Here is a 24,344-nt window from a genome sequence, read left to right as displayed (position 1 = left end):
CAACAGGAAAGGATGCCGGTGAGACATGAGCAACGACACAGCAAGAAGGACGCAGCCGCTCGATAAGACAAGCCCTTTGGCAACCTTTGCCAAGCAGTTCCGATTCTCGATCGCCAACGACAGAGAGTCCCGCTATAGAGCCTACGCCCTGCGACACAAGGTATTCCGCCAGGAGCTTAACTACGACCTGGGAGTCAATTCAGACATCCCGTTCGAAAACGATGCCCACGACGAGCATGCCATTCTCTGCCTGCTAAATCATATCCCCAGCGGTATCGATACCGGCTGCTTGAGGGTGGTACTGATACCCGGCAACGCGGCACCGCCCCTCGACACACTGCCGCTCGAGCGCAGCTGCGGATTCAGCCTCGACCACCCAAGGCTGCATCCCGATCGATTCCAGCGCTCCACGATCTGTGAAGTGTCGCGTCTCGCCGTCCACCCGGCCTTTCGCAGGAGCAAGGATTGCGCCCTCGGCTTGAACGAGCACGACATTCAGCAACTCTCGGGGCATGACGTCAAACCCTTCTCACCGCTGCTGGGGCTAAGCCTGTTTCTCGCGGCCACGGCGATCGTTGGCCTGTCGGAGAGACGCCATGTGTTCGCCATGATGGAGCCACGTTTCTCGCGCCTGCTGAAGATCTCAGGCCTGGCCTTCCACAAGGCTGGCCGCGTGATCGACTACTGCGGCCCCAGGGCCGCCTATTATATCGATCAGCACCAGGCCGAACGGGACATGCATGACACCTTGCGTCCCTTGTATCGACATATTCTCACCGAATTGAGGCCCCAGCTTGACGAAGCCCCCGCACAAAGACTGATCGCTACTCCCTCTCACACCCATGATCAAAGGCCCATCAGCGAGAGATCAGGCCCGGGGTAGAGCCTGCCCGGCCAGCGCAGCACCATGATCGCCAATACGTTGCGATGCTCCCCGCGCTCCAGATCGGACGACCCTGTGGCTGAGGGAATGATGCTGGACTGAGGGTCGATGGCCGCCACCAGGGAGTCGCGTATCCGGCCAACGGCCGGATGCGCCTCCTGCCCGGCAAGGAGGAAGCTAAGCGCCACTTCAGCCTGGATATCCTCGCTGGCATTGGCCAGGATTCGGTCAATATCCCCGGCGAAGGCATCGAGTATCCAGGCATAGTCCTGCGGATCCACCCAGCGCTGATAATAGCGGCTCGAGGCGATCACGAAGTGGGTCATACCGTAGAGCTTGTTGTGATACTCCGCTTTGCCAAGCTCAGCGGCGCTGCCTGCGGGGTATTGGCGTTGAAAGGCCGCCACCACTGCTTCACGCAGGTCGGCAATGTCGAGCTGATGGAGAAAATAGACATGGTTGGCCACCTGGGCGGCATAGATGGCCATGACATCGGCATCGGTCAGAAAGCGCTCCCACGCCACGCCGGCCAGATACTCGAGCGCTCGCTCGTGATCTGCGATTGCCGCTGTGTCCAGCAGGCCGTAGTAGTCGGCTTGCACCAAGCGAAATAGCAGCTGGCGGGCAAAGGCAATCTCCCCCCACTCGGCCAGCATTGCCCTCCGGGCCCGCTGCTTTGCGGTGCGCTGGGGATAGTCCGCCACGATCTGGTGGCTGCGAATGGTGGCATGATCGGGGTCGGCCAGCCCTTCGATATCGCTCCTCAACTGTTGAACCAGATGCCGGCCGTGCTCATGCGCGATTTCCCGATACCGCGGTTCCGCGGTAATGCGGTAGAGCCTCTGGGCATAGTGTCGCTGCTTGGCCATGGACAGCTCGGGCAACGCGTCCTCATAGACCGCCTGAATCGCCAGGCCCGCCTCGCGATGACGGTCGCGCTCGACCTCCGTCGGTGCAGCGGCGCAACCCGCCAGCAGCAGCAAGAGAAGCCATCCATACCAAAAAACTGTGCGGAAGCTGAGGTAACAGCAGCGACTACTCATTGCTGGATCCCTGTTTATCCCGAACACGCTTCTGACGAATCATCCTCACTCTCGCCTTGGTGCGTGCCTGCGGCGCTGGCGTCTTGTCGCTTCCCGCTTCATCGCTGCCCGATCCCGGGGGGGCTATCTCCCCCCAGGCGAATACCGGCAGCGAAAGCCGCCAGTAGATGGCCGCCAGCCGCAAACCCAGCGTCATCATCAGTGCCAGGGAGATCGTCAATGCCCAGGGCGCCTCGAGCGCATAAAGCACGACATAGGTGATACCGCCGGCAATGGAGGCCGTGGCATAGATCTCCTGGCGCAGCACCATCGGCACCCGACGCGCCAGAACATCGCGGACCATGCCACCGGCGACACCCGTCAGCAGCCCCATCAACACCGCCACCGCGCCGGGTGTACCAAGCTGCAGGGCCTTGTGGGTGCCAATCGCGGTGAACAGCGCCAGGCCGAAGGCGTCGGCCACCGGCAGGAAAACGCGTGACAGCCGGTGAATATAATGGAAGCCGATGATCGACACCCCGACGGTGGCCAGGATCACCCAGAGATAGGTGGGATCCGCCACCCAGAAGACAGGGCGTACGCCAAGCACCAGGTCACGCAGGGTGCCTCCGCCGATGCCGGTCACCGCCGCCAGCACCAGCATGCCGAAGGGATCCATCCGCGAGCGACAGGCGAGTATTACGCCCGATAACGCAAAGACGATCACCCCCGCCATATCAAGCCAGTAGACCATGCTCGTCACCGCTTGCCTCCTTCCCTGCCCACGGGCGCGCTAGAAGCACGATGGCTCACTGATAGGTCACGACCAGGAAGCCCACCAGCTCTTCTTCGCCGCTGTTCTCGATGGTGTGCTCCAGGTCAGCATGATAGTGCGCCGAGTCGCCGGGATTCAGCTCGCAGCGGTTCTCTCCCGCCAGGACCTTCCCGCAACCTTGTGTGAGGGTCAACAGCTCCCGCGTCCCTTCGAAGTGGGCCGCGCTGTGCAGGCGGGCACCCGGGGCCAGTCGCACCTCGTAGAATTCCACATGTTTTTCCATGTGCAACGGTGACAGCGTGCGTATGCGGCAGTCCCGGTCATCGCGAAACAGCTGGCTGGCATCGTCGCTGCGGATCACTTCGATACGCGAGGCCGTCCATGGCTGGTCAACCAGGTCGCCAATGTTCATGCCGAAAGCCTGGGCGATGCGCAGGGTAACCGCCAGGGTGGGGTTGGCCTTGCCCCGCTCGATCTGGCTGAGCATCGAGCGGCTCACCCCCGACGCTGCCGCCAGCTGCTCCAGGGTGAGCCCGCGGCGCTTGCGCAGCTCGATCACACGCGTGGAAAGACTGCCGGCTTCCGCCTGGGATTCGGCCATGGTTGTATCCGCCACCTACACTACTCCTCTACTACCACTGGAAGTCGAGCGCGCTATCGAAACAAGACACTGCCTCAATGCGTAGATTAATCCCATATGGTGGAATTTTTTCTTGCATCGAAGAAATATTCTGCAATACTGGAAATGGTTCTTCTATAGTAAACATTTGCCGGCGAATTGCCAGGCCCGCTCGCCGCCCACCCACCTGAGCGACATCCAACGACAAACGACAGGAAGGTAACCATATGAAAGCACTGATCAAGAAGGAGGCAGCACCCGGCCTCTGGATGGATGAGGTGCCCGACCCACAGGTCGGCATCAATGACGTGCTGATCAAGGTAAAGCGCACTGCCATCTGCGGTACCGACGTGCATATCTACAAATGGGACAGTTGGGCTCAGAAGACCATCCCCGTCCCCATGGTGGTGGGTCATGAGTTCGTCGGCGAGATCGTCGAGGTCGGCTCCAACGTGAATGACTTCAAGCCGGGCCAGATCGTTTCCGGAGAGGGCCACGTGGTCTGTGGGCGCTGCCGCAACTGCCTGGCCGGGCGCCGCCACCTCTGCGCCTTCACCAGCGGGATCGGCGTCAACCGGCCCGGCGCCTTCGCCGAGTACGTGGCCCTGCCCATGTCAAACGTCTGGGAGCACGCCCCGGGCATCGACCTGGACGTGGCCGCTCTGTTCGACCCGCTGGGCAATGCCGTACACACGGCCCTGCAATATGACTTGCTCGGCGAAGACATACTGATTACCGGTGCCGGCCCCATTGGCGCCATGGCGGCGGCAGTGTGCCGCCATGCCGGCGCACGCCATGTGGTGATCACCGACCTCAACCCCGAGCGGCTGGCTCTGGCCGCTCGCCTGGGCGCCACGCGCACGGTGGACGTCCGCCACGAGAGCCTGGCCGAGGTTCAGCGCGACCTGGGCCTCAGCGAGGGCTTCGATGTCGGCCTGGAGATGTCCGGCAGCCCCGCCGCCTTCCGCGACATGCTCGCCAACATGTGCCACGGCGGCAAGGTGGCAATGCTGGGCATTCCCACCGAGGATATCGCCATCGACTGGAATACGGTGATCTTCAACATGCTGACGCTGAAGGGTATCTATGGCCGAGAGATGTACGAGACCTGGTACAAGATGTCGGTGATGATTGAGTCCGGCCTCGACATCTCCCCGGTCATCACCCATCGCCTGCCCTTCACCGAGTTCCAGCACGGTTTCGATGCCATGCTGTCCGGCGAGGCCAGCAAGGTCGTTTTGAACTGGGAGTCATGACATGTACGGAGCCTTTCAACAGCATCTGCAAGACGAACTCGACGCCATCCAGGAGGCGGGCCTCTACAAGCATGAGCGCCAGCTGACCACGCCCCAGGGGGCCCATGTCGGCATCAACCAGGGCCGCGAGGTGCTCAACCTCTGCGCCAACAACTACCTGGGCCTGGCCCAGCACCCCGAGGTCAATGCCGCCGCCAGGGCCGGCCTCGACAAGTGGGGCTACGGACTGGCATCGGTGCGTTTCATCTGCGGCACCCAGAGCCTGCACAAGCAGCTGGAAGAGAAGCTCACCGAGTTTCTGGGCACCGAGGATACGATCCTCTACCCCTCCTGCTTCGATGCCAACGGCGGCCTGTTCGAGACCCTGCTCGGCGCGGAAGACGCCGTGATCTCGGATGAGCTCAACCATGCCAGCATCATCGACGGCGTTCGGCTCAGCAAGGCGAAGCGCTATCGCTACCGCAATCGTGACATGGCCGACCTGGAAGAGCAGCTCAAGGCCGCCGATCGCGACGGCGCTCGCTTCAAGCTGATCACCAGCGATGGGGTCTTCTCCATGGATGGTTACATCGCCCCGCTCGACGAGATCTGTGATCTGGCCGAACGCTATGGTGCCCTGGTGCATTTCGACGACTGCCATGCCACCGGCTTCATCGGGGACGGCGGCCGCGGCACCCACGAGTTCCGTGGCTGCATGGACCGCGTTGACATCACTACCGGCACCCTGGGCAAGGCGCTGGGCGGCGCCAGCGGCGGCTACACCAGCGGCAAGCGTGAAATCGTCGAACTGCTGCGCCAGCGTTCGCGCCCCTACCTGTTCTCCAATACCGTGGCCCCACCGGTGGTGGCCGGCGCCCTGAAAGCGCTGCAACTGGCCGGCGAATCCGAAGAACTGCGCGAGCGGCTCAGGGAAAACACGACCTTCTTCCGTTCCGGCCTGGAATCGCTGGGCTTCGAACTGCTGCCCGGCGAGCATCCCATCGTCCCTGTGATGCTGCACGATGCCACCGTGGCTGCCCGCTTCGCCGAGGAAATGCTCAAGGAGGGCGTCTACGTGATTGCCTTTTCCTTCCCCGTGGTACCCAAGGGACGTGCCCGCATCCGTACCCAGATGTCGGCGGCGCTGACCCGCGACGACCTGGAGTTCGCCCTGGCAGCCTTCGGCCGGGTGAAGGAGCGCCTGGGGCTGTAGCGGCTCCCGCTCACCCCGGGTGGGGCGAACTCCTGACGATGCCGCGCAGGAGGCGGCCAAGCACGTCGGAGCCGGTAAGGATGCGCTTCTCATCGGCCCAGAGCAGGATGACGTCCTCGTCGAGCACGTCATCCTGTCGATGGCTGGCATGGACCCGAAAACGTCCGATGACCTCGCCCAGGGGCACGCTGGGGTCGCGTACGACGATGGGCCTATGGCAGTGGGCCAGCGGCGTGAAGAGATCGGGGTCGAACAGCGCCGCACGCAGGAACGCATCGGTATCGATCACGAGTCGCGGTTCGCCGGCCGCGTCCACCACTACCGCGCGGCTCTTGCCGCTGACCTGCAGGGACCGCAGGAAATCATCGTGTCGGGTTCGCTGGATCTCGGGAAAGATCGGCTTGTCACCGTGGAAAGGCAGAACGACGATGCTGTCGGGGGCCAGCACCTCCCCCTCACGCCCCAGGGGCACATCATCCAGCATGAGGAAGTTCATGGCACCGCGCCCCTCCACCCGGTCGATCTCGGTTTCGGTGGACTCCATGTGGAGCCGGATCAGCTGATGCAGGTCCCGCTCCCTGAAGAAGGGTATCGCTTCCAGCCCCAGCCAGCGATCCAGCACCCAGGCGGTCGGACGCGCCACGGGCCACAGCAGCAACTGGTAGAAGCGCACCATCGGGGCCAATAGTGACGCCATGCGTAGCGCGTGCCGGGAGAAGAACGCCTGGGGCAGGATCTCGGCACAGAGGGTGATCACCACCGTGGAGAACAAGAACGCCACCATGGCCCCCATCACCGAGCCGGAGAGCAACGCCAGCAGCACATTTACCGCCACGTTACCCCACAGGATGGTGACCAGCAGGAAGTTGGCATCCTGGCGCAGGCGATGTACCCGCCGAGCTCGCGGACTGCCCTTGCGGGCCTTGATCTCGAGCTCCAGCTTGTTGATCGAGAAAAAGGCCAGGTTCAGCCCCGAGAACATCGCCGACTGGACCAGGCAGAGTGCAATCCCGATCCAGGTCAGCAGGGTCATCGGGGCAGTCTCTGGTGACGAATGTCAGTTGGTCTCGTAGCCATGCTGCACGAGCCAGTCGCGCAGGAAGGCGATCTCCTCCTCCTGGGCCTCGATGATCTCACGGGCCAGGTCGCGGATCGCGTCGTCCTCACCATGCACTAACACCACGTTGGCCATATCGATGGCGCCCTGGTGGTGGGGTATCATGCCACGGGCGAAATCGGCATCGGCATCGCCGGTGAAGTCGATCGACATGTCTTCATGCATGCGCCGATTGACCTCGCGATAGGCCTGCACGGCCTCATTGTCTGCATGCTCGTCCTCATCATGCATTGCATGCTCATGATCGTGGCCGTTATCGTTGCCGTGGTGCGCCGGCTGTTCGTCACTCTCGAGCACATCATCGTCGGAGGCCTCGACCTCGCCATCATCCCCTTGCGCTTCGGCCTCCCCGGACTCGACCTGCTGGATCCGCTCCTGAGCCTGAGCCTCCTCTTCCCCGGCCATGACGGGTGCCGCAAGCAAGGCGCTCCCGGCCAGAATGACAACAAGCGCCGAAAGGGGGCGTACTACCAGGGTGTGTGACATGGTGCTCTCCTATAACATGGGCAACACGGATATCGTAAAGCCTTGGGCGGCGCACAGGTCAAATCCCTGTCGCCCCTTGGCCCATCAAACACGACACAGAGACTATCATGGACTGGAATCCTGCCCTGATCTGGATTGCCATCGCCCTGCTGCTGGGCCTGGCTGAGCTCTCTTCCGGGGGCCTTGTGCTATTGGCGCTGGCAGTGGCAGCCGTGTTGACGTCGGCACTGGCCGCCCTGGGGCTATCGCTTCCCTGGCAGTTGCTGGGAATGGGCGTATTCTCGGGGCTGCTCGTACCCCTGGCCGTCATGGTCATTCGCCCCTGGTTCTCGCCTCGCGGCGTTGCCTACGGCACCACCGGTACCGGCGTGGAGAAGGGCCATACCTACACGACGCTCAGGCGTGATTTCGATGGCGCCAGCGGGGTCAAGGTCAACGGCGACTTCTACCGCCTGCGCGTCGATGAAACCGGCGAGACCGACCTGCCCGAAGGTACCCTGGTCATCTTCAAGCAGTTCGACGGCACCACGGCCATCGTCAGCCACTGCCAGAGGCACCAGATGGAGTAGGATGCAACGCTTCATTCACACCACGCCCACCAAGAAGCAATCCCCTCGACAACCTTTCAACGCGTCATCACCAACACGCACTCGCCAAAGACAAGGAGCAGTACATCGTGAACATGGATCTTCCCATCAGCCCCGGGCTGTTACTCGCACTGATCATCGTCGTCATCGGCATCCTGATCATCGCCAAGGGGCTGGTCATCGTGCGCCAGTCCGAGGTGATGGTCATCGAGCGACTGGGGTCGTTCAATCGGCTGCTCGAAAGCGGCATCAACATCATCATCCCCTTCATCGAACAGCCCCGCGCCATCACCATGATTCGCTACCGCAAGATGGGCGAGGACTACCACCCGGTGACCAGCAGCGAAGTCCGTATCGATCGCCGTGAGACGGTGATGGATTTCCCGGGCCAGCCGGTGGTGACCACCGACAACGTCACGGTGAACATCAACGGCGCGCTCTACTACCAGATCATCGACCCCAAGCGCGCTGTCTATGAGGTTGAGAACATGAGCCAGGCGGTGGAGGTGCTGGCCAAGACCACGCTGCGCTCGGTGGTCGGCAAGATGGAGCTCGACAAGCTGTTCGAGTCCCGTGCCGAGGTCAACAACGAGATCCAGGCCGCCATGGAAGAAGCCGCCTCCAAGTGGGGGGTGAAGATCTCGCGGGTCGAGGTCCAGGACATCGCCATGCCCGAAGAGGTGGAGTCCGCCATGCGCCTGCAGATGGCCGCCGAGCGCAAGCGCCGTGCCACCGTTACCGAAGCCGAGGGGGAGAAGTCCGCCGCCATCGCCATGGCCCAGGGCCAGCGCGAGTCGGCGATCCTCAACGCCCAGGGCGACAAGGAATCCGCCATCCTGCGCGCCCAGGGCGAACAGGAGTCGATCAAGCTGGTACTCAGCGCCATCGGCGACAGCGACGAGCATAAGCGCACCGTCGTGGGCTACCTGCTCGGCCAGAGCTACATCAAGGGGCTGCCCAACATGGCCAAGAACGGCGAGCGGGTCTTCGTGCCCTACGAGTCCTCCGCCCTGCTCGGCTCCATGGGCATGTTCCGCGAGATGGCCGGTTCACCGGAAGACGCCGTCTCCCGGCATCTTCGGTCCAGCGACAACCAGAGTGGCCTGCGCGGCGGCATCGTCGGCGGAGGTGGCAGCGCCTCCTGATCGAAGCGACACGCAGCACAGGGAGCGAGCCCACTGGCTGACGCCAGTCAGCCAGTGGGACGTAGATGGTGCAGCCGCAAACGACGACGCCCGCAGCAGCGGGCGTCCTATCAGTCGGCAAAGCGTGGCGAATGCGTCAGTGGCCGTGCTCCTCGAGCCAGGCTTCGAGGAAGGCGATCTCCTCCTCCTGGGCGTCGATGATCTCACGGGCCAGCTGCTGCAGCGCCTCGTCCTCACCGTATTCAAGAACGATATTGGCCATATCGATGGCGCCCTGGTGGTGGGGGATCATGCCGCGGGCGAAGTCGACGTCGGCATCGCCGGTAAAGCCTCCCATCATTCCCTCGTGCATGCGCTCATTGGCTTCGCGGTAGGCCTGCACTGCGGGATCGTCGGCGTGCTCCTGGTCATCCATCTGATGATCGCCGTGGGCGTGCTCATCGCCATGATCGTGCTCGTGGCTGCCGGCCTCGGCCAGCGGACTCAGCGCCAGCAACGCGGCCACCCCCAGGCTGCCCAGCAGCAGGGCCAACGGCCCGCGGGAGGAATCGGCGTCATATGCAGCGGTACGGGGTTTGGTCTGGGTAGATCGCATCATGAAAACTCCTTGTTACTGAAATGCATCGCGTCAGGCCATCAATGTAAAAGCTATGGGCTGCCCACAGGTCAAGCAGGCCATTGGGGCACCGACAAGGCAGAGCCCTGCCAGAAGCGCCGAAACGGGCCACCGCTTGCCGGTACAAGGCCGGGGGTGAGGCGGTCGTCACGCTTCGAGCCGGCGCAGCATGATGGTGACCTCCTCGCCCCGGTAGTTCAGTATTTCATGGTCGCACCAGCCGAGGCGCCGGTATAGTCCCTGCTGATCGTGGGTGTACAGATAGAACTGATCGATACCACAGGCGGCGGCCTCCTCTTCGACGCGCCGGATCAGCCTGGCGGCAATGCCCTGCCCACGCCATTCCGGCAGCACGAACACCGAGGCCAGCCAGGGCGTGAGGTCGCGCCGGCTGGCCATATCCTCCGCCATCAGCGCCGCCGTTCCCACCGGACGGTCGCCCTGCATGGCCACGAATACTGAGGGCACCCCGCCATCGCCGCACTCCCGGCGAAAGGCTTCTCGCCAGGTTTCAGCCGTGTATGCGGGATTCAGATGCCCCCATTCGGCGTAGGTCCAGCTCGCCACCGTGGCCACATGGTCGGAGTCGGTATTCAGCCGCACGATAGTGATATCTCGCATGATGCCCCTATCCTGTTTGGGTCTCGGTGGAAAGTGACGTCTCGGGGGAAAGCCTAACCCAACTGGAACGGGTAGACCGAGCCGATCTGCAGGATACGGGTCAGCTCGTCCAGCGCCGTCAGGGTCTCGTCGGCCAGCTGCGGGTCGGCCAGGTCGTCGGGCGCCAGGCGGTCGCGATAGTGGCGCTCGACCCAGGCGGTCAGTTCCTCATGGAGCCCGTCGTTTAGCAGCACGCGACCGGTCAATGCCGATCGCTCCACCTGCGACAGTGCCACCCGCAAACGCAGGCAGGCCGGGCCGCCACCGTTGCGCATGCTCTGCTTGACGTCCTTGACGATCACCTCCCCGATGGGGTTGTTGCCCGCCAGCAGGTGATCCTGGATGGTACGCCACACCGCCTCGCGCTCCTGGCACTCGCCGGGAACCACCAGGGTCATGCTGCCATCGGCATTGGTCAGCAGCTGGGAGTTGAACAGGTAGGAGGCCACGGCGTCCTCGAGGCTCACCGCCTCCAGCGGCACCCGCACCGGGATCAGGGGCGTCGCCATCTTGCGGCGCAGCTCGTCGAGGGTCGTCCCCTCGTCGAGGAAAGCCATCTCGTGGTAGAGCAGCACCGGGCCGTTGCCCACCGCGATCACGTCGTTGTGGAACACGCCGGCATCGATGGCATCGGGATGCTGCTGGGCGAACACCGCCTGGTCGTCGCTCAAGCCGTGCTGACGGGCCACCGCCTGGCTCGCCTCCAGGGTCTGGCGGGCCGGGAACTTCTGCGGTTCGATGCGCCCGCCGAAGGCCTGGCGGCCATAGACGAAGAGGTGCACACCGGGCTCGCCGTGCTCACCACAGAGCCGGGTATGGTTGGCCGCCCCCTCGTCGGAGAAGGCCGGGGTCGCCGGCAGCACCGAATGGTGGGCGAAGTGGCGCTCATCATGGAAGATCGCCGCCAGCACGCGCCCGGTGGTCTCCGGCTCCAGGTAGCGGTGAAAGCTCGACTGCAGGTTGGCCGGGGTGAAATGCACCCGCCCATCCGGCGCATCGCGGCTCGGCGTCACCGTACCGGCGTTGGCTGTCCACATGCTCGACGCCGAACACACCGCCCGCAGCACCTGGGGCGCCTCACTGGCGGCACGGGCCAGCACCTCGGAATTGCTGCCAGTGAAGCCCAGCGCCCGCAGCGCGCCCAGGTCCGGCCGCTGCTGGGGCGGCAGTACGCCCTGGGCATAGCCGGCGTCCATCAGCGCCTTCATCTTGCCAAGCCCCTGCAGCGCAGCTTCACGCGGGTTGGAGACCAGGCCGCCATGGCTCATGGAAGCGACGTTGCCGTGGGCCAGCCCCGAGTAGTTGTGGGTCGGCCCCACCAGGCCGTCGAAATTGACTTCCCGGTAGCTCTCGTCGCGCAGCGTCACAGCGTCGCTCATAACACCACTCCCGGCGGCAGTTGGTCAGGCAGATGCAGCTCGTCGCTCTCCATGGAGGCCACCGGATAGGCGCAGTAGTCGGCGGCATAGTAGGCACTGGGACGGTGGTTGCCACTGTCGCCGACGCCACCGAAGGGGGCATCGCCCGAGGCACCCGTGGTCTGGCGGTTCCAGTTGACGATGCCGGCACGAATGCGCAGCAGGAAGTCGTCCCAGTCGGCACGCTCGCCGCCGATCAGACCGGCGGAGAGGCCATAGCGGGTGTCATTGGCGATAGTGACCGCTTCACTCCAATCTTTATAACGGTATACTTTCAGCAATGGGCCGAAGTGCTCTTCGTCTGGCACCGTAAGACCGGTGACGTCGATCAGCGCGGGGCTGAGCAGGCTGGTGCCCTCCTTCAGGCACGCCATGCGCGACAACACCACTCCGCCCAGGGCTTCCAGCTCGTCCTGGGCCTTGAGCAGCCCCTGGGCCGCCGCCGGGCTGACCAGGCCACCGTAGAAAGGCGCCGGCTCCTCGAACTGGCCTGCCACGTGCAATCGACCGATGGCATCCACCAGGGCGTCGAGCAGGTGGTCGCCGACCTGGCCCTCGGGCACGATCAGCCGCCGCGAGCAGGTACAGCGCTGGCCGCCGGAGAGAAAGGCCGACTGCAGGATGGTCAGCACCACGGCGTCCTGGTCGTGCACGTCCTTGACCACCAGCGGATTGTTGCCCCCCAGCTCCAGGGCGAGAATCTTGTCGAATCGGTCGGCGAATTGCCGGTTGAGCAGCCCACCCACCTTGGCGCTGCCGGTGAACAGCAGGCCGTCGATACCCGGGTGGGCCGAGAGCGCCTGCCCCACGGGAGCGCCCCCCTGAACCAGGTTGATAACGCCGGCTGGCAGCCCCGCTTCCTGCCAGCACTGCAGGGTGAGGTCAGCGGTCAGCGGTGTCTGCTCGCTGGGTTTGAACACCACCGTGTTGCCGGCCAGCAGCGCAGGCACCATGTGGCCATTAGGAAGGTGACCCGGGAAATTGTAGGGACCGAACACCGCCATCACCCCATGGGGCCGATGACGCAGCACCGCCCGGGTGTCGCCCACATCGCGGCTGCGCTCGCCGGTGCGCTCATGGTAGGCGCGCACCGATATCGCCACCTTGCCGATCATCGCCCCCACTTCGGTGCGGGCCTCCCAGAGCGGCTTGCCGGTTTCCGAGGCGATGGTGCGGGCCAGATCCTCGCGATGCGCCTCCAGCACTTCGCGAAAGCGCTCCACCACCGCCAGCCGCTCCTCGAAGGCACGCCGTGCCCATGAGGCAAAGGCGCCGCGGGCGGCGGCCACTGCCGCCGCCACCTGGGAATCGCCGGCACCGTTGCCCTGCCACAGGGTGTCGCCGGAGACCGGGTCCTGCTTGGTGAAGCGGGTAGCGTCTCCCGCCTGCCAGGTGCCATCGATCAACAGCTGCTGCTTGGCTTTCATGGTGTCTCCTCGGTATCCAGTACGCGCAGGGCGTCGCCGGCGACGACGCCGAGCCGCTGCGCTTCCTGCTCGCTCAGGGTGATGGTGTCGTCCTCGTTGGGTCCGCCGGCTACCCAGGCGGCGCGGAACGCCGCCATGTCGGTACTCGCCGCCAGCCAGCGCGGGCGCGCGGCGGGGGGTTCGCTGCCGGTGTGAACTTCCACCCGGCAGCGGCGTGACTTGCGCACGCCGCGTACATCGTCGATATAGGCTTCCACGGTGGGGCCACCGTCAAAGATGTCGATGAAGCCCTCCCAGCGCAGCCCCTCCTTCTTGAGCATGGCCAGCGCCGGGCGGGTATGGCGGTGCACCTGGCCGATACAGGCACGGGCCTCGTTGGAGAGAAACGGCGTGTAGATGGGGAACTTGGGCATCAGCTCGCCGATGAAGCTCTTCTGGCCCAGCCCCGTCAGGCGGTCCGCCTCGTCGAAGTCCAGCGGGAAGAAGTGGCTTCCCAGGCACTCCCAGAAGGGACTCTTGCCACGCTCGTCGAAGACGCCGCGCATCTCCGCCAGTACCTTGTCGGGGAACTGGTCGCGGAACTCGGCGATGAACAGCCAGCGCATCATCGACAGCAGCGCGCCGTTGCGCTGATGACGATGTCCTTCGCCACGGTACTGGGGTCGCAGGAACAGCGACGCCACTTCGGCATCGCCGGTGTGATCGGAGCTGAGAAAGAGAGTGTCGATGGTGCGGTGCAGGTCGAGCTGCACCGAGGAGTGGGCCAGGGTGCCGAGGCGATAGTGATAGAACGGCACCTCGCGACCCACCTGCCCTTCGATGGCACAGCAGCCGGCCAGCTCGCCGCTGTCCTCGTCCTCCAGCACGAAGAAGTAGTTGCGCCGGTCCGCCGGGGAGCGCTGCTCGAAGGCGGTAACGGCCAGTTCGATCTTCTCGGCGAGAAACTCTCGGTTGTCGGGCAGCGAAGTGAAGCCGACCCCGGTCTCGCGCGCCAGGGCCTGCAGCTCGTCCAGGTCGGATTTGGCAATTGCTCGAATGCGCATCACAGCTCCCCCTCGTCGTAGCCCAGCTCGGCATCTTCCGCCGCCAGGGCCAGCGGTGCCACCAGCACGGCACGCCCCTCCTCCACGCCCAGCAGCTCGGCGTGCTCGGTCGAGAGCATCAGCTGGCCGGTGGGCGACAGCGCGTAGCGGGCCACCACGCAGCGGAAGTCACCCAGCCGCTGGTTGGCGATCATGGCCGGCTCCGCATCCGGCAACAGGTGGGCCGGGCGCACCCGAACCGGATGCCAGGCGGCACGCCGAAAGCTTGCCAGGCGATCGCGCTCTCCCTTGATCACCGGGCCGGCATCAAAGATGTCCACATGGCGCGAGCGCAGGAACCCTTCGGCCAGCATCTCGGCCATGGCGGCTTCATGGTCCGGGTGCTCCCGCCCGATCGCCGCGCGTGCCTGGGGCGTCAGCAGCGCCAGGTAGAGCGGGAATTGCGGCATCACTTCGGCGATGAAGCTCTTGGAGCGCACCCCCGCCAGGTAGTTGATGTCGTGGTAGTCACGCACGAAGAAGTGGCGCCCCACGCTGTTCCAGAACGGCGATTCGCCCTGCTCGTCCAGGTAGCCGGGAAAGGCCATGGCCAGCACCTCGGCGAAGCGCTCGGGGTACTGGGCGATGAACATCAGCCTGGCCCGGCGCAGCAGGCTTTCCGCGCTGGTGCCACGGTAGCGCGGCTCGATGGATAGCGCGCAGAGCTGGGTGGTCTCGGAGACCTCATGGGAGAGCGCCAGGGTCTGCACCTCGCGGCGCACGTTGAGCTGCTGCGAGGCGTGGATCAGGGTCTCCTGGCGATAGGTGTAGTAGGCCTCCCGGGCCCCGGCCTCGGCGCGAATGGTGGCGGTGCCCACCACCTCGCCGCGCTCCAGGTCCTCGAGGACGAAGGTGTAGAGCTCGTCGCCGGGGAAGTCCACTTCGCGGCTGAAGGAGTGCCGCGAGCGGGCGATGCGCTCCTCCAGCCGGTCACGGTGGGCCGGCAGGTTGGTCAGGCTCGGCGTGGCGGTGCCTGCCAGCCGCTCCAGGGCCGGCAGGTCGGCCGGCCGAACGGGGCGTACGACCATCATGGCAGGGTCTCCGGGTCGGTTGGCGGCATCTTGCATGGGCTGGCCGGCCTTCACTTGGCCGCCACCAGTCGCGCCACGGCCCGCTCGAGGCGCGCCATGCCCTCGCTGATATCGGCCTCGGGAATCACCAGCGACGGTGCCATGCGCAGCACGTTGGGCCCGGCGATCAGGGCCATGAGCCCCTCTTCGATGGCCAGCGGCAGGATGTCCTTGGCCCGGCCTTCGTAGCCGGTCGCCATTTCGGCACCGATCAGCAGCCCCATGCCGCGGATCTCCTTGAATACGCCATGCTTGCGGTTGATTGCCTCAAGGTGCTCGCGGAACAGGTCATGACGCTGTTTCACGCCATCGAGGACCGCTGGCGTGGCGATGTGCTCGACCGCAGCCAGGGCCACGGCGGAGGCCAGCGCATTGCCGCCATAGGTGGAGCCATGGGTGCCGATGGCCAGCGCCGGAGCGACGCGGTCGGTGGTCAGCATCGCCCCCACCGGGAAGCCGCCGCCCAGGCCCTTGGCACTGGTGAGGATGTCCGGCAGCACGCCGTACTCCATGTAGGCGTAGAGGGAGCCTGTGCGGCCGACGCCGGTCTGCACCTCGTCGAAGATCAGCAGGGCATCGTGGGCGTCGCACAGATCCCGCAGCCCCTGCAGGAACTCCTGGGTGGCCGGCACGATCCCGCCCTCGCCCTGCATCGGCTCGACCATCACCGCACAGGTATCGTCGTCGATCAGGTCGCGCACGCTATCCAGGTTGTTGAACTCGCCGTGGACGATGCCGCCCGGCACCGGGCCGAAGCCCTGGGAGTACTTGGGCTGGCCCCCGACGCTGACAGTGAAGAAGGTGCGTCCGTGGAAGGACTGCGAGAACGAGACGATGCGTGTCTTGTGCTCGCTGACGTTGTCATGGGCCCAGCGCCGCGCCAGCTTCAGCGCCGCCTCGTTGGCTTCGCCGCCGGAGGAACAGAGATAGACCTTGTCGGCGAAGGTACGCTCCACCAGCGACCGGGCCAGCGCCAGGGCCGGCTCATTGGTGTAGACGTTGGAAAGGTGCCAGAGCTTGTTGGCCTGCTCGGTGAGCGCCTCGACCAGCACCGGATGGCAATGGCCGAGGGAGTTGACCGCGATGCCCCCGGCGAAGTCGATGTACTCGCGCCCGTCCTGATCCCAAAGCCGGCTGCCCTCGCCGCGCACCGGAATGACCTTCTGGGGAGAGTAGTTGGGCACCATGTACTGATCGAAGTCGGCGCGGGTCGGGGTGTGGCTCATGTCGGTCTCCATTCCAGCGTAAAGGGGAAGCGAAGCGCTACTGTCATTCGAGTATACGGAGGCCATCCCATCCAGGCTTTCAGCTATGGGACTCCCTCTTGTGAAAATGGCTGTCGGTATTGCGCAATAACAGGGTCTGGTTGGCCGACGGCCTGCTAAGCTCAATATCCATCCTCCGGAGCATGTCGATGTTCAACACCACGGCCTGGAATCGAATTCGCTATGGGCTCTACGCCCCGGTCTACGATATGGTCGCCGACCGCAGTTTTCGCCGTCCCCGCCAGCTATCGCTGGACGCCGTAGACTGGCAAGCGGGTATGCGGGTTCTACTGGTGGGAGCCGGTACCGGACTGGACCTTCCCTTTCTGCCCCGGGATGTGGAAGTACACGCCACCGACCTCTCACCCGCCATGGTCAAGCGCATGCAGCAGCGCGCAGAGCGGCTGGGCATGGACGTGGAGTGTCGAGTGATGGACGCAGAGGCGCTCGACTACCCTGACGGTCACTTCGATGCGGTCATCATGCATCTGATCCTGGCCGTGATGCCGAACCCCCGACAAGGCTTGGCCGAAGCGCACCGGGTACTCAACCGGGATGGTCAACTCTGCGTGATGGACAAGTTCCAGTCCGATGAGCATGCCGCCGGCCTGGCAAGGCGCGCGCTCAATGCCTTCACCGCCACCGTGGCCACCGACATCACCCGCCAGGCCCGCCCACTGCTGGAGAGTGCCGGCTTCGAAATCGAGCTCGACCGGCCGGTAATGCTGGGGTCGCTGTTTCGGGCACTGGTTGCCCACAAGGCAGCGCAGGCAGGCGGTGCTGTCGGGGTGGGCAGCAAGGCCTAGCCCACCACTCACCTAGTGCAGTCGCTCCTCGCGGGGCGTTACACCGAAATGGTTGCGATAGGCCGTGGAAAAGTGCGCCGGGGAAGAGAAGCCAGTCTTCATGGCGATCTCGCCGGCGGGCAGGTCGCTGTCGCGCAGCAGCCGCCGGGCTTCCTGCAGGCGCAGATCGAGGTAGTATCGGCCAGGCACCGCTTGTAGATACTTCTTGAAGAGCCGCTCCAGCTGGCGCCGGGAAATACCCAGGTGTTCCGCCAGTTCATGGGTGGTCAGCGGCTCCTCGATATTGGCTTCCATCAGCATCACTGCATCCACCAGTGGCGCCGGCGCATGGCCCAGGCGGGCACGCAGCGGCACCTGCTGGGGCTCGTCTGCCATGCGGATTCGCTCCAGCACAAAGTGTTCGGAGACGCTTTCGGCCAGCTCACTACCATGGTGCGAGGCAATCAGCGTCATCATCATGTCCATGGCCGCCGTACCGCCGCCGCAGGTGAGGCGGTCACGGTCGATCTCGAACAGCTGCTGGGAGAGCCGCACCCGGGGAAAGTCGCGGGTAAAGGCGGCGAAGCGCTGCCAGGGCAGCGTGGCGCGGTAGCCGTCCAGCACACCGGCACGGGCCAGCAGCTCGGTGCCGCCGCCCACGCCGACCAGCGTAACGCCGTTTCTGCCCAGCACGCGCAGGCGGTGAACGATGGCGTCATCGGCATGCGCCGACAGGGGCGCCGGGGCGCAGACGACAAGCATGTCCAACTCGGCCGCCACGTCAGAGAAAGGCTTGGCCGCGGCCAGGCTGAGTTCGGCCAGACTGGGGGTCTCACCTCCACCTGAGCTATAGGCCTGCACGCGATAGAGACGCCGGCCGGCCAGCTGATTGGCCATTATCAGCGGCTCAAGGGCACAGGCCTGGGCCAGCAGGGAAAAGCCCGGCAGCGACAGCACCCCGACCCGGCGGATTGCAGACATAGAGAAGTTGGCGGTGGGGGTGTCGGGCATGGAGCGCTACGCCGTGAGCCGGTCGGGAGTGTGATCTTACTCGATCGGGAGCGTTGGCGACGAATGCGCTGTGTAAGTCGAAGCGCCCCGCGTTACTGGATAGCGAGGCGTCGTCGAGCGGGCGGCGGGCTAACCGCCGTTTATGCGTGAGAGCCTTACCGCCCGCGCCGTGACGATGGCTGCGCGATCAGACCCAGAGCGCCGACAGCAGGCGGTAGGCCAGGAAGCCGCCTGCCAATACTGCCGTGGCCAGCAGCAACCAGTGCCAGCCTTTGGCGGGCCTCCTGGCCTCCGGCTGAGAGGCGTCAGGTTCTGGATGCTCGAAGTCCTCGGGCATCCTCACCTCTTTGATGTGCTCGTACTCTTCTTGCGCTGTCTTGCTCTCCCGGGTATCCATCGCGTACCTCCATGCTCGGGAACTTTCATGCTGCGAACCTCACGGAATGCCGCAATTCGCAGAATTTTTACGCAGACCCTACAAACTCACGACATCGAAGGTCACGTCCGGGTTCACATCGGCATCGTAGTCCACGTCATCGCGCTCAAACCCGAACAGCTTCAGGAAATCATGCTTGTAACCAGCATAGTCGGTAATTTCGAACAGGTTCTCGGTGGTCACCTTGGGCCATAGCTCCTTGCACGCCTGCTGTACATCGTCACGCAGCTCCCAGTCGTCGAGGCGCAGGCGACCGGCATCATCAGTATCAAATTGCCCGCCCTGCCCTTGGGCTGAGTAGAGCCGATCACCAAACAGCCGGTTGAGCTGGTCGATGGTGCCCTCATGCAGGCCCTTCTCTTTCATGATCTTGTAGACCATGGCGATATAGAGCGGCATGACCGGTATCGCAGCGCTGGCCTGGGTCACCCCTGACTTCAGCACCGCCACGTTCGCGCCTCCTCCCGCAGCCTTGAGCTTGCTGTCGATCTCGCCGGCGGCACGATCCAGGTCTTCCTTGGCCTTGCCCAGGGCGCCGTGCCAGTAGATCGGCCAGGTGATCTCGGTGCCGATATAGCTGAACGCCACGCTGCGTGCGCCAGGTGCCAGCACGCCGGCGCGGCCCAGGGCATCCATCCACAGCTCCCAGTCCTCACCGCCCATCACCGCCTTGGTGTCCTCGATCTCCTGCTCGGTGGCAGGCTCGACCTCGGCCTCGATGATCACATCCTTGTTGGTATCGATGGCGGTGGCACGGTAGGTCTCGCCAATGGGCTTGAGGCTGGAGCGCTTGAGTTCGCCGCTATCGGGCAGCTTGCGCACCGGCGATGCCAGCGAGTAGACCACCAGGTCGACCTGTCCCATGTCCTGCTGGATCAGCTCAATGGCCTTATCGCGAGCCTCATGGGAGAAGGCGTCACCGTTGATCGACTTGCTGTAGAGACCTTCCGCCTTGGCGAACCGGTCGAAGGCGGCGGAGTTGTACCAGCCGGCAGTACCGGGCTTCTTCTCGCTACCTGCCTTCTCGAAGAACACGCCCAGGGTGTCGGCGCCATAGCCGAAGGCGGCGGTAATCCGTGCTGCCAGGCCGTAGCCACTGGAGGCACCGATCACCAGCACCTTTTTCGGACCCACGGACGGGTCCAGTCCTCGAGCACGGGTCGCCTCGATCTGCTCGAGTACGTTCTTCTCGCAGCCGACGGGGTGGGTGGTGGTGCAGATGAAACCGCGAACCTTGGGTTTGATGATCACGTCTAACCTCATTGTCGATTGCCCGCCACCGGCACGGCGATATCGGGCAGATTGAGTGGGCAGTGGTGGCATTCTAGCGGTCGTTATCTCTCCTGTCCGCTCTTGAGCCCGGCCCTCGAGTGGGGCAGGATGCATTTCCCGGGTAACGCGCAGTCAGGAGAGAACAATGGATGCACAGACGCTGGTAGATGAACGCGGCGAGCTGTGGCTGGCACTGGCGCCACTATGGCTGGACCGCGAACCCGGTGAACGCGACTATGCACACATGGTGGAAGTGATACAGCGCCACGACCTGACGCTGCATGAGCTGGAGTGGATATTTCGCCTGGAGCTGGCACCGGTGCTGGCGCGCACTCAGATGTCGGTCGCCAGTGAATGGCGGAAGTTCGATGACCTCCAGCTCATGAAGCGCCTGGTAGCCCACAACATGCGGCTGACGGGCTGGCGACGCAAGAGCTGGGCGCTGTTCTCCGGCTTGACCACCATGATGACCCGTCACCGCTGGAATGAGCTGATAATGCGCGTGATGCTCGAGCGCGGTGAGGCACCCCGTTAGGCTCAGGTCTCATCCAGAGCCTCCTCCAGGGCGAGCGCCAGCACATCACGGCCCTCACCTGGGGCGAAGCGTCGTATTACCCGGCCATCCCGGCCCACCAGAAACTTGGTGAAATTCCATTTGATGAGCGTGGTGCCGAGCACCCCCGGCGCATGCTGCTTGAGCTCCTTGAAGAGCGGATGCGCCTGTGAGCCGTTGACCTTGACCTTCTGCATGATGGGAAAGGTGACACCGTATTGGGAAGAACTCATGGCACAGAAGTCCAGCGCTGACTCCGGGGCCTGCCGGGCAAACTGATTGCAGGGAAAGGCCAGCACGGTGAAGCCACGATCGCGGTAGCGGCCATAAAGCCGCTCCAGTTCACGTAGCTGAGGCGTGTAGCCACACCGGCTCGCCACGTTGACGATCAACAGCACCTGCCCCTTGAGGGCCTGCAAGTTGAAGGGTTCGCCGCGATGAGTGCGACAGTCGTGCTCGTGAATGGCCATGGGTCGTCTGCTTTGCTGACACCTGATTACGATGCCACGTCCTCCCTCGCGGCACCACCCCGGCGAATTCGATATCGCGCCTTGGGCAAGCGCCGCCGGACCTTCTGAACCGCCTGTCGTAGTCGTCTCAGGCCGGCACGCCGATCCGCTTCATTCAGCGGTGCATAGGCAAGACGTTCGTACTCCTCGACCACCGCCTCAAGGGCACCACTGGCAGGGCCGCACGCCGAGGCGACACGCCGCAGGTGGCCGGCAGGGGTCTCGCCGGAGACAGGCTCCAGGCCAAGACGAGCCAGCCGCTCCTGAAGATATTCCAGCATGGCGCTTTCATTACGCCAGCGGCGCTGGCGCAAGCCCAATCGCAGCAGCCATGCCATCCCCACCAGCGCAAGCACCGCGCCACTCAGCCAGGCAACGACCACCCAGGGTGCCGAGCGCAGATGCGCCATGAGCCAGCCGTACCCCACCTCCAGCCGCTCGCCGAGGCGCTGCATGAACGACCTGGCCACCTCTCGCTGGTAACCGATGACGCCTCGCTGCCACTGGTACTCCAGATTTTCCCAACGCAGCCGCAGGCGATTGGCCCAGTCCAGCTCACGCAGTCGCAGCGAGGAGAAGGGCGAGTCGGCCAGGAAGGTCTCGGCACTTCCCTCGACGGCCTGGGGCCCCAGCTCGATACGCTCGGGGGCAATGGCGGCCGTAGGGTCAAGGCGTTGCCAGCCGCCGTCGAGCCACACCTCGACCCAGGCGTGGGCATCGTAGTCGCGAATGGTGAAATAGCCATCCGGATGGCGTTCACCGCCCAGAAAACCGACTACCAGGCGCGACGGAATCCCCGCCGCACGAATAAGGGTCGCGGCGGCCGAAGCATAGTGGGTGCAGTAGCCGGCACGGCTCTCGAACAGGAATTCGTCGACCCGATGACGGGAGTTCAGGCGCGGCGGCATGAGGGTATAGCGGAAGGGGGCCTCGCCGAACGGGGCCATGCCTGCCGCCAGGAAGGCATGCTTGTCCCCCCCGCTCTCCTGCCACAGCCGCTCGCCCAGCGCCCGGGTACGGGGGTTGGCCCGGTTCGGCAGCATGGTGTTCCAGGCGTCGCCGGCGGGGTCGGCATTGGCCGGGGCCGCCCCCCTACTCTCCCGGCGCAGCAGGCTGCGCGAACCCCCCCCAGCAAGCCGCTCCAGTGTGCCATCGGCCAGATAGCGCTGTTCGCTGTCAGTGGCCAGCGGCGTGCCCAGCGAGGGGAGCCAGGGGCGGCTGTCGGGGTCCAGCAGCAGCTCGGCGCGAAAGCGCCCCTCACCGGCCGCCTCGTCCACCCAGGGCGAGCGTCGCCCCTGGCGAGCGAAGCTGGCTTCGGTTAGCCCCAGGGTCGCGGCCAGCTCGTCGGGGGGCGCCCGGAACCAGCGCCGACCGTCGGTGCCGGAGAGCGTATAGACCCGCCAGTAGCGCTCGTGAGTCGCCGGTTCCTCGCCGTCGAACGCCGCGCGGAAGACACGGGCATCGCTGCGCGAAAGCTGTGCGATATCCCCCGGCGATACCTCATCGGAAAGTCCGGTGGAGGCACGATCCATCTGTGGCATGCTCCATAGCGGTCCCAGCCGAGGAAATACCAGAAACAGCACCACCATCAGCGGCGCCGAATAGAGCAGCAGCCATGCGGTTTCGCCCCAGGCGCGGCGAGCGTCCGGCGCGCCGGCCAGCCAGTTCAGCGACTGCAGCAGCCAGCCCAGCGCCACCAAGGCACCCAGTGCCATCGGTATCCCCTGATCGTGCAGGAAGGCCACCCCGGTCGCGATGATGCCGATCACCACCACCACCCGGGCGCCGCGCCGGTCATGGGTCTCGAGCAGCTTGAGCAGGTAAACGCCCAGCAGCAGCCCGATCAGCCCTTCCATTTGAGACATGACGCCATAGTGCAGCCAGAGGGCGCCCAACAGCGCGACAACTCCGCCCAGGCGCAATACACGCCCGGCCGGGGGCAACCGTTGACGCAGCTCCAGAAAACGCCAGGCCGCCACGCCGAGTGCCAGCGCCACCAGCCAGATCGGCATCCAGGCAAGGTGCAGCGCCAGCACCAGGCACTGGCCAATGACCAGGCGCCGAAGCATCGCGGCACCAAGCTCGCGACCGTCGGCCAGCACCGCCGCCTCCGGGCGGGGCCGTTGGCGACGTGCCAGCCAGCCTCTTGCGATCACTGGTCCAGCCCTCCTGTCGAACCGGCCTGAAACAGGCCAAGCGCCTCCAGCGCTGCGCGCCGCTGACGCTCGCCCTCCGCCAAGGGCAGCTCCAGCCCCGGCAGCCGCAGGCCGTAATGGTCGCCGGCTCTGTGATGCGCCAGCACTCGGGCACAGAGCAGTGACAGACGCCGCTCGGGGCTGCCCCGACAGTTGGCGTAATCCAGCCACAGCTGCTGGCGAGGCGGCACGCTGAAAACCTTGGTGGTGAGGATGCCGCTGCGGCTCCACTGCTTCCAGGCCACTCGCGTGGCGCTATCGCCGCGCTCGAAGCGCCTCAGCCCGGCAAAATCGGTGGCGTCCAGCCCTGCGCCGAGCTGACGATGCTCCGCCCCCGCCGCCTCGAGCGGTGCGGGGTAGACGAGCAGCCCGTCGGTGGGCTGCACCCAGGCCACTGCCCGCACCAGCCCCAGCGGCCAGCAGGACTCCAGGCGCAGGGTGGGCGGCAGCTGCCAACCACGCTGCCCGGGCCGCCAGGGAAGTCTTGCCGAGGCCTCGTTCTCCAGGCCCGGCAGCGTAGTCTCATGGGCGTCCAGCACAAGGCCGATGGCGGTTCGTGGGCGGGCGGCCCTGAGTATCACCTGCAGACGTGCCTCGTGTCCGGCAAAGGCCTCCCGGGGCAACTGCAGCTCCACGGTGACGCCCAGCAAATTGCGCCAGGCTCGCACCAACACAACCATTGCCAGCCCCGCCAGCCAGAAGGCCAGGGCGTAGGCCAGACTGTTCTGGTAGTTGACGCCGAACAGCAGCAGCACCGCCACCAGGGCGATCCAGCCCAGGCCGAAGCGGGTGGGAATCAGAAACAGCCGACGCTGCGGCAGGGCCTCACCGGGAGCGATTGTCAGGCGTCGACCGAGCCAGTCGCGCAGGCGCTTTTTCTTTCCAGCATTCGGTTTGCCGGCTCCCGGCTTGCCGGCGCCCCGTGTGGCTGCCTCCGAGGCTGCGGTGTGGGCCGTGGTCATA

The 24,344-nt window shown here is 64.9% G+C and carries 25 protein-coding genes; 7 read left to right on the top strand and 18 right to left on the bottom strand.

Annotation, left to right across the window (positions count from 1 at the left end):
• Nucleotides 1–25: 25 nt before the first annotated feature.
• Nucleotides 26–883, top strand: coding sequence for a PEP-CTERM/exosortase system-associated acyltransferase (locus LOKO_RS01470; RefSeq protein ID WP_083517365.1), 858 nt, complete (start codon nucleotides 26–28; stop codon nucleotides 881–883).
• Here LOKO_RS01470 and LOKO_RS01465 read toward each other — a convergent pair.
• The 3 genes from LOKO_RS01465 to LOKO_RS01455 are packed head-to-tail and all read right to left on the bottom strand — an operon-like array spanning nucleotide 847 to nucleotide 3,296.
• Entirely contained in the window at nucleotides 847–1,866 is a 1,020-nt protein-coding gene (locus LOKO_RS01465; RefSeq protein WP_235588917.1) for a DUF3541 domain-containing protein, read from the bottom strand. The genes LOKO_RS01470 and LOKO_RS01465 overlap by 37 nt on opposite strands.
• A gap of 52 nt (nucleotides 1,867–1,918) precedes the next feature.
• Complete coding sequence (locus tag LOKO_RS01460) at nucleotides 1,919–2,668, bottom strand: trimeric intracellular cation channel family protein (RefSeq protein WP_083517364.1); 750 nt, start codon at nucleotides 2,666–2,668, stop codon at nucleotides 1,919–1,921.
• A 46-nt stretch (nucleotides 2,669–2,714) separates the two neighbouring features.
• A complete protein-coding gene (locus LOKO_RS01455; protein ID WP_235588916.1) occupies nucleotides 2,715–3,296 on the bottom strand; it encodes a helix-turn-helix domain-containing protein in 582 nt (193 codons plus the stop codon).
• Nucleotides 3,297–3,526: 230 nt separating this feature from the next.
• Between LOKO_RS01455 and tdh the strand changes: the two genes are divergently transcribed.
• Both tdh and kbl read left to right on the top strand, forming a co-directional pair.
• Nucleotides 3,527–4,555, top strand: a complete 1,029-nt coding sequence (gene tdh / locus LOKO_RS01450) for an L-threonine 3-dehydrogenase (RefSeq protein WP_066444098.1) — start codon at nucleotides 3,527–3,529, stop codon at nucleotides 4,553–4,555.
• A 1-nt stretch (nucleotide 4,556) separates the two neighbouring features.
• Nucleotides 4,557–5,747 carry a glycine C-acetyltransferase gene (gene kbl / locus LOKO_RS01445; RefSeq protein ID WP_066444097.1) on the top strand — a complete coding sequence of 397 codons (1,191 nt, stop codon included), beginning with the start codon at nucleotides 4,557–4,559 and terminating at the stop codon, nucleotides 5,745–5,747.
• 10 nt (nucleotides 5,748–5,757) lie between these two features.
• On the opposite strand, the gene LOKO_RS01440 is transcribed toward kbl, so the two are convergent.
• Together LOKO_RS01440 and copM (LOKO_RS01435) are read right to left on the bottom strand one after the other, a co-directional pair.
• Nucleotides 5,758–6,780 carry a DUF21 domain-containing protein gene (locus LOKO_RS01440; protein WP_066444096.1) on the bottom strand — a complete coding sequence of 341 codons (1,023 nt, stop codon included), beginning with the start codon at nucleotides 6,778–6,780 and terminating at the stop codon, nucleotides 5,758–5,760.
• A 24-nt stretch (nucleotides 6,781–6,804) separates the two neighbouring features.
• The gene (gene copM, locus LOKO_RS01435; RefSeq protein ID WP_144439593.1) at nucleotides 6,805–7,350 is read right to left on the bottom strand and encodes a CopM family metallochaperone; all 546 of its coding nucleotides are present in this window, start codon (nucleotides 7,348–7,350) and stop codon (nucleotides 6,805–6,807) included.
• A 107-nt stretch (nucleotides 7,351–7,457) separates the two neighbouring features.
• Between copM (LOKO_RS01435) and LOKO_RS01430 the strand changes: the two genes are divergently transcribed.
• Both LOKO_RS01430 and LOKO_RS01425 read left to right on the top strand, forming a co-directional pair.
• Entirely contained in the window at nucleotides 7,458–7,919 is a 462-nt protein-coding gene (locus LOKO_RS01430; protein ID WP_066444094.1) for an NfeD family protein, read from the top strand.
• 113 nt (nucleotides 7,920–8,032) lie between these two features.
• Complete coding sequence (locus LOKO_RS01425) at nucleotides 8,033–9,082, top strand: SPFH domain-containing protein (protein ID WP_066444090.1); 1,050 nt, start codon at nucleotides 8,033–8,035, stop codon at nucleotides 9,080–9,082.
• 136 nt (nucleotides 9,083–9,218) lie between these two features.
• Here LOKO_RS01425 and copM (LOKO_RS01420) read toward each other — a convergent pair whose 3' ends face one another.
• From copM (LOKO_RS01420) to LOKO_RS01390, 7 genes are all read right to left on the bottom strand, one after another.
• Entirely contained in the window at nucleotides 9,219–9,680 is a 462-nt protein-coding gene (gene copM, locus LOKO_RS01420; RefSeq protein WP_235588915.1) for a CopM family metallochaperone, read from the bottom strand.
• Nucleotides 9,681–9,845: 165 nt separating this feature from the next.
• Nucleotides 9,846–10,319: a GNAT family N-acetyltransferase gene (locus tag LOKO_RS01415; protein WP_066444086.1), complete on the bottom strand. Its 474-nt coding sequence runs from the start codon at nucleotides 10,317–10,319 to the stop codon at nucleotides 9,846–9,848.
• Nucleotides 10,320–10,372: 53 nt separating this feature from the next.
• The gene (astB, locus tag LOKO_RS01410) at nucleotides 10,373–11,737 is read right to left on the bottom strand and encodes an N-succinylarginine dihydrolase (protein WP_066444083.1); all 1,365 of its coding nucleotides are present in this window, start codon (nucleotides 11,735–11,737) and stop codon (nucleotides 10,373–10,375) included.
• Entirely contained in the window at nucleotides 11,734–13,203 is a 1,470-nt protein-coding gene (gene astD, locus LOKO_RS01405) for a succinylglutamate-semialdehyde dehydrogenase (RefSeq protein ID WP_066444080.1), read from the bottom strand. The genes astB and astD overlap by 4 nt, the downstream gene beginning before the upstream one ends.
• Nucleotides 13,200–14,246: an arginine N-succinyltransferase gene (astA, locus tag LOKO_RS01400; protein WP_066444077.1), complete on the bottom strand. Its 1,047-nt coding sequence runs from the start codon at nucleotides 14,244–14,246 to the stop codon at nucleotides 13,200–13,202. Before astA ends, astD begins: the two co-directional genes overlap by 4 nt.
• Complete coding sequence (locus tag LOKO_RS01395; protein ID WP_066452154.1) at nucleotides 14,246–15,316, bottom strand: arginine N-succinyltransferase; 1,071 nt, start codon at nucleotides 15,314–15,316, stop codon at nucleotides 14,246–14,248. Before LOKO_RS01395 ends, astA begins: the two co-directional genes overlap by 1 nt.
• 50 nt (nucleotides 15,317–15,366) lie before the next feature.
• A complete protein-coding gene (locus LOKO_RS01390) occupies nucleotides 15,367–16,581 on the bottom strand; it encodes an aspartate aminotransferase family protein (RefSeq protein WP_066444074.1) in 1,215 nt (404 codons plus the stop codon).
• A 188-nt stretch (nucleotides 16,582–16,769) separates the two neighbouring features.
• On the opposite strand from LOKO_RS01390, the gene LOKO_RS01385 reads away from it, so the two are divergent.
• Nucleotides 16,770–17,426 (top strand): class I SAM-dependent methyltransferase, encoded by a 657-nt coding sequence (locus LOKO_RS01385; RefSeq protein ID WP_066444071.1) that lies wholly within the window; start codon nucleotides 16,770–16,772, stop codon nucleotides 17,424–17,426.
• A gap of 12 nt (nucleotides 17,427–17,438) precedes the next feature.
• On the opposite strand, the gene LOKO_RS01380 is transcribed toward LOKO_RS01385, so the two are convergent.
• From LOKO_RS01380 to fabV, 3 genes are all read right to left on the bottom strand, one after another.
• Nucleotides 17,439–18,416 carry a GlxA family transcriptional regulator gene (locus LOKO_RS01380; RefSeq protein ID WP_201025343.1) on the bottom strand — a complete coding sequence of 326 codons (978 nt, stop codon included), beginning with the start codon at nucleotides 18,414–18,416 and terminating at the stop codon, nucleotides 17,439–17,441.
• A 187-nt stretch (nucleotides 18,417–18,603) separates the two neighbouring features.
• Nucleotides 18,604–18,813 (bottom strand): hypothetical protein, encoded by a 210-nt coding sequence (locus tag LOKO_RS01375; RefSeq protein ID WP_066444069.1) that lies wholly within the window; start codon nucleotides 18,811–18,813, stop codon nucleotides 18,604–18,606.
• 78 nt (nucleotides 18,814–18,891) lie between these two features.
• Complete coding sequence (gene fabV, locus LOKO_RS01370; protein WP_066444066.1) at nucleotides 18,892–20,103, bottom strand: enoyl-ACP reductase FabV; 1,212 nt, start codon at nucleotides 20,101–20,103, stop codon at nucleotides 18,892–18,894.
• A gap of 166 nt (nucleotides 20,104–20,269) precedes the next feature.
• Between fabV and LOKO_RS01365 the strand changes: the two genes are divergently transcribed.
• Complete coding sequence (locus LOKO_RS01365) at nucleotides 20,270–20,659, top strand: DUF7079 family protein (RefSeq protein ID WP_066444064.1); 390 nt, start codon at nucleotides 20,270–20,272, stop codon at nucleotides 20,657–20,659.
• 2 nt (nucleotides 20,660–20,661) lie between these two features.
• Here LOKO_RS01365 and LOKO_RS01360 read toward each other — a convergent pair whose 3' ends face one another.
• Genes LOKO_RS01360 through LOKO_RS01350 form a run of 3 tightly spaced genes read right to left on the bottom strand, consistent with a single transcriptional unit; the run spans nucleotide 20,662 to nucleotide 24,343 of the window.
• Entirely contained in the window at nucleotides 20,662–21,147 is a 486-nt protein-coding gene (locus LOKO_RS01360) for a glutathione peroxidase (protein ID WP_066444061.1), read from the bottom strand.
• A gap of 26 nt (nucleotides 21,148–21,173) precedes the next feature.
• Nucleotides 21,174–23,342, bottom strand: a complete 2,169-nt coding sequence (locus tag LOKO_RS01355) for a transglutaminase TgpA family protein (protein ID WP_066444058.1) — start codon at nucleotides 23,340–23,342, stop codon at nucleotides 21,174–21,176.
• Nucleotides 23,339–24,343, bottom strand: coding sequence for a DUF58 domain-containing protein (locus LOKO_RS01350; protein ID WP_066444056.1), 1,005 nt, complete (start codon nucleotides 24,341–24,343; stop codon nucleotides 23,339–23,341). Before LOKO_RS01350 ends, LOKO_RS01355 begins: the two co-directional genes overlap by 4 nt.
• Nucleotide 24,344 lies beyond the last annotated feature (1 nt).

Source organism: Halomonas chromatireducens, assembly GCF_001545155.1.
Taxonomy (GTDB): Bacteria; Pseudomonadota; Gammaproteobacteria; order Pseudomonadales; family Halomonadaceae; genus Halomonas; species Halomonas chromatireducens.
This window is presented reverse-complemented; position numbering and strand designations above follow the sequence as displayed.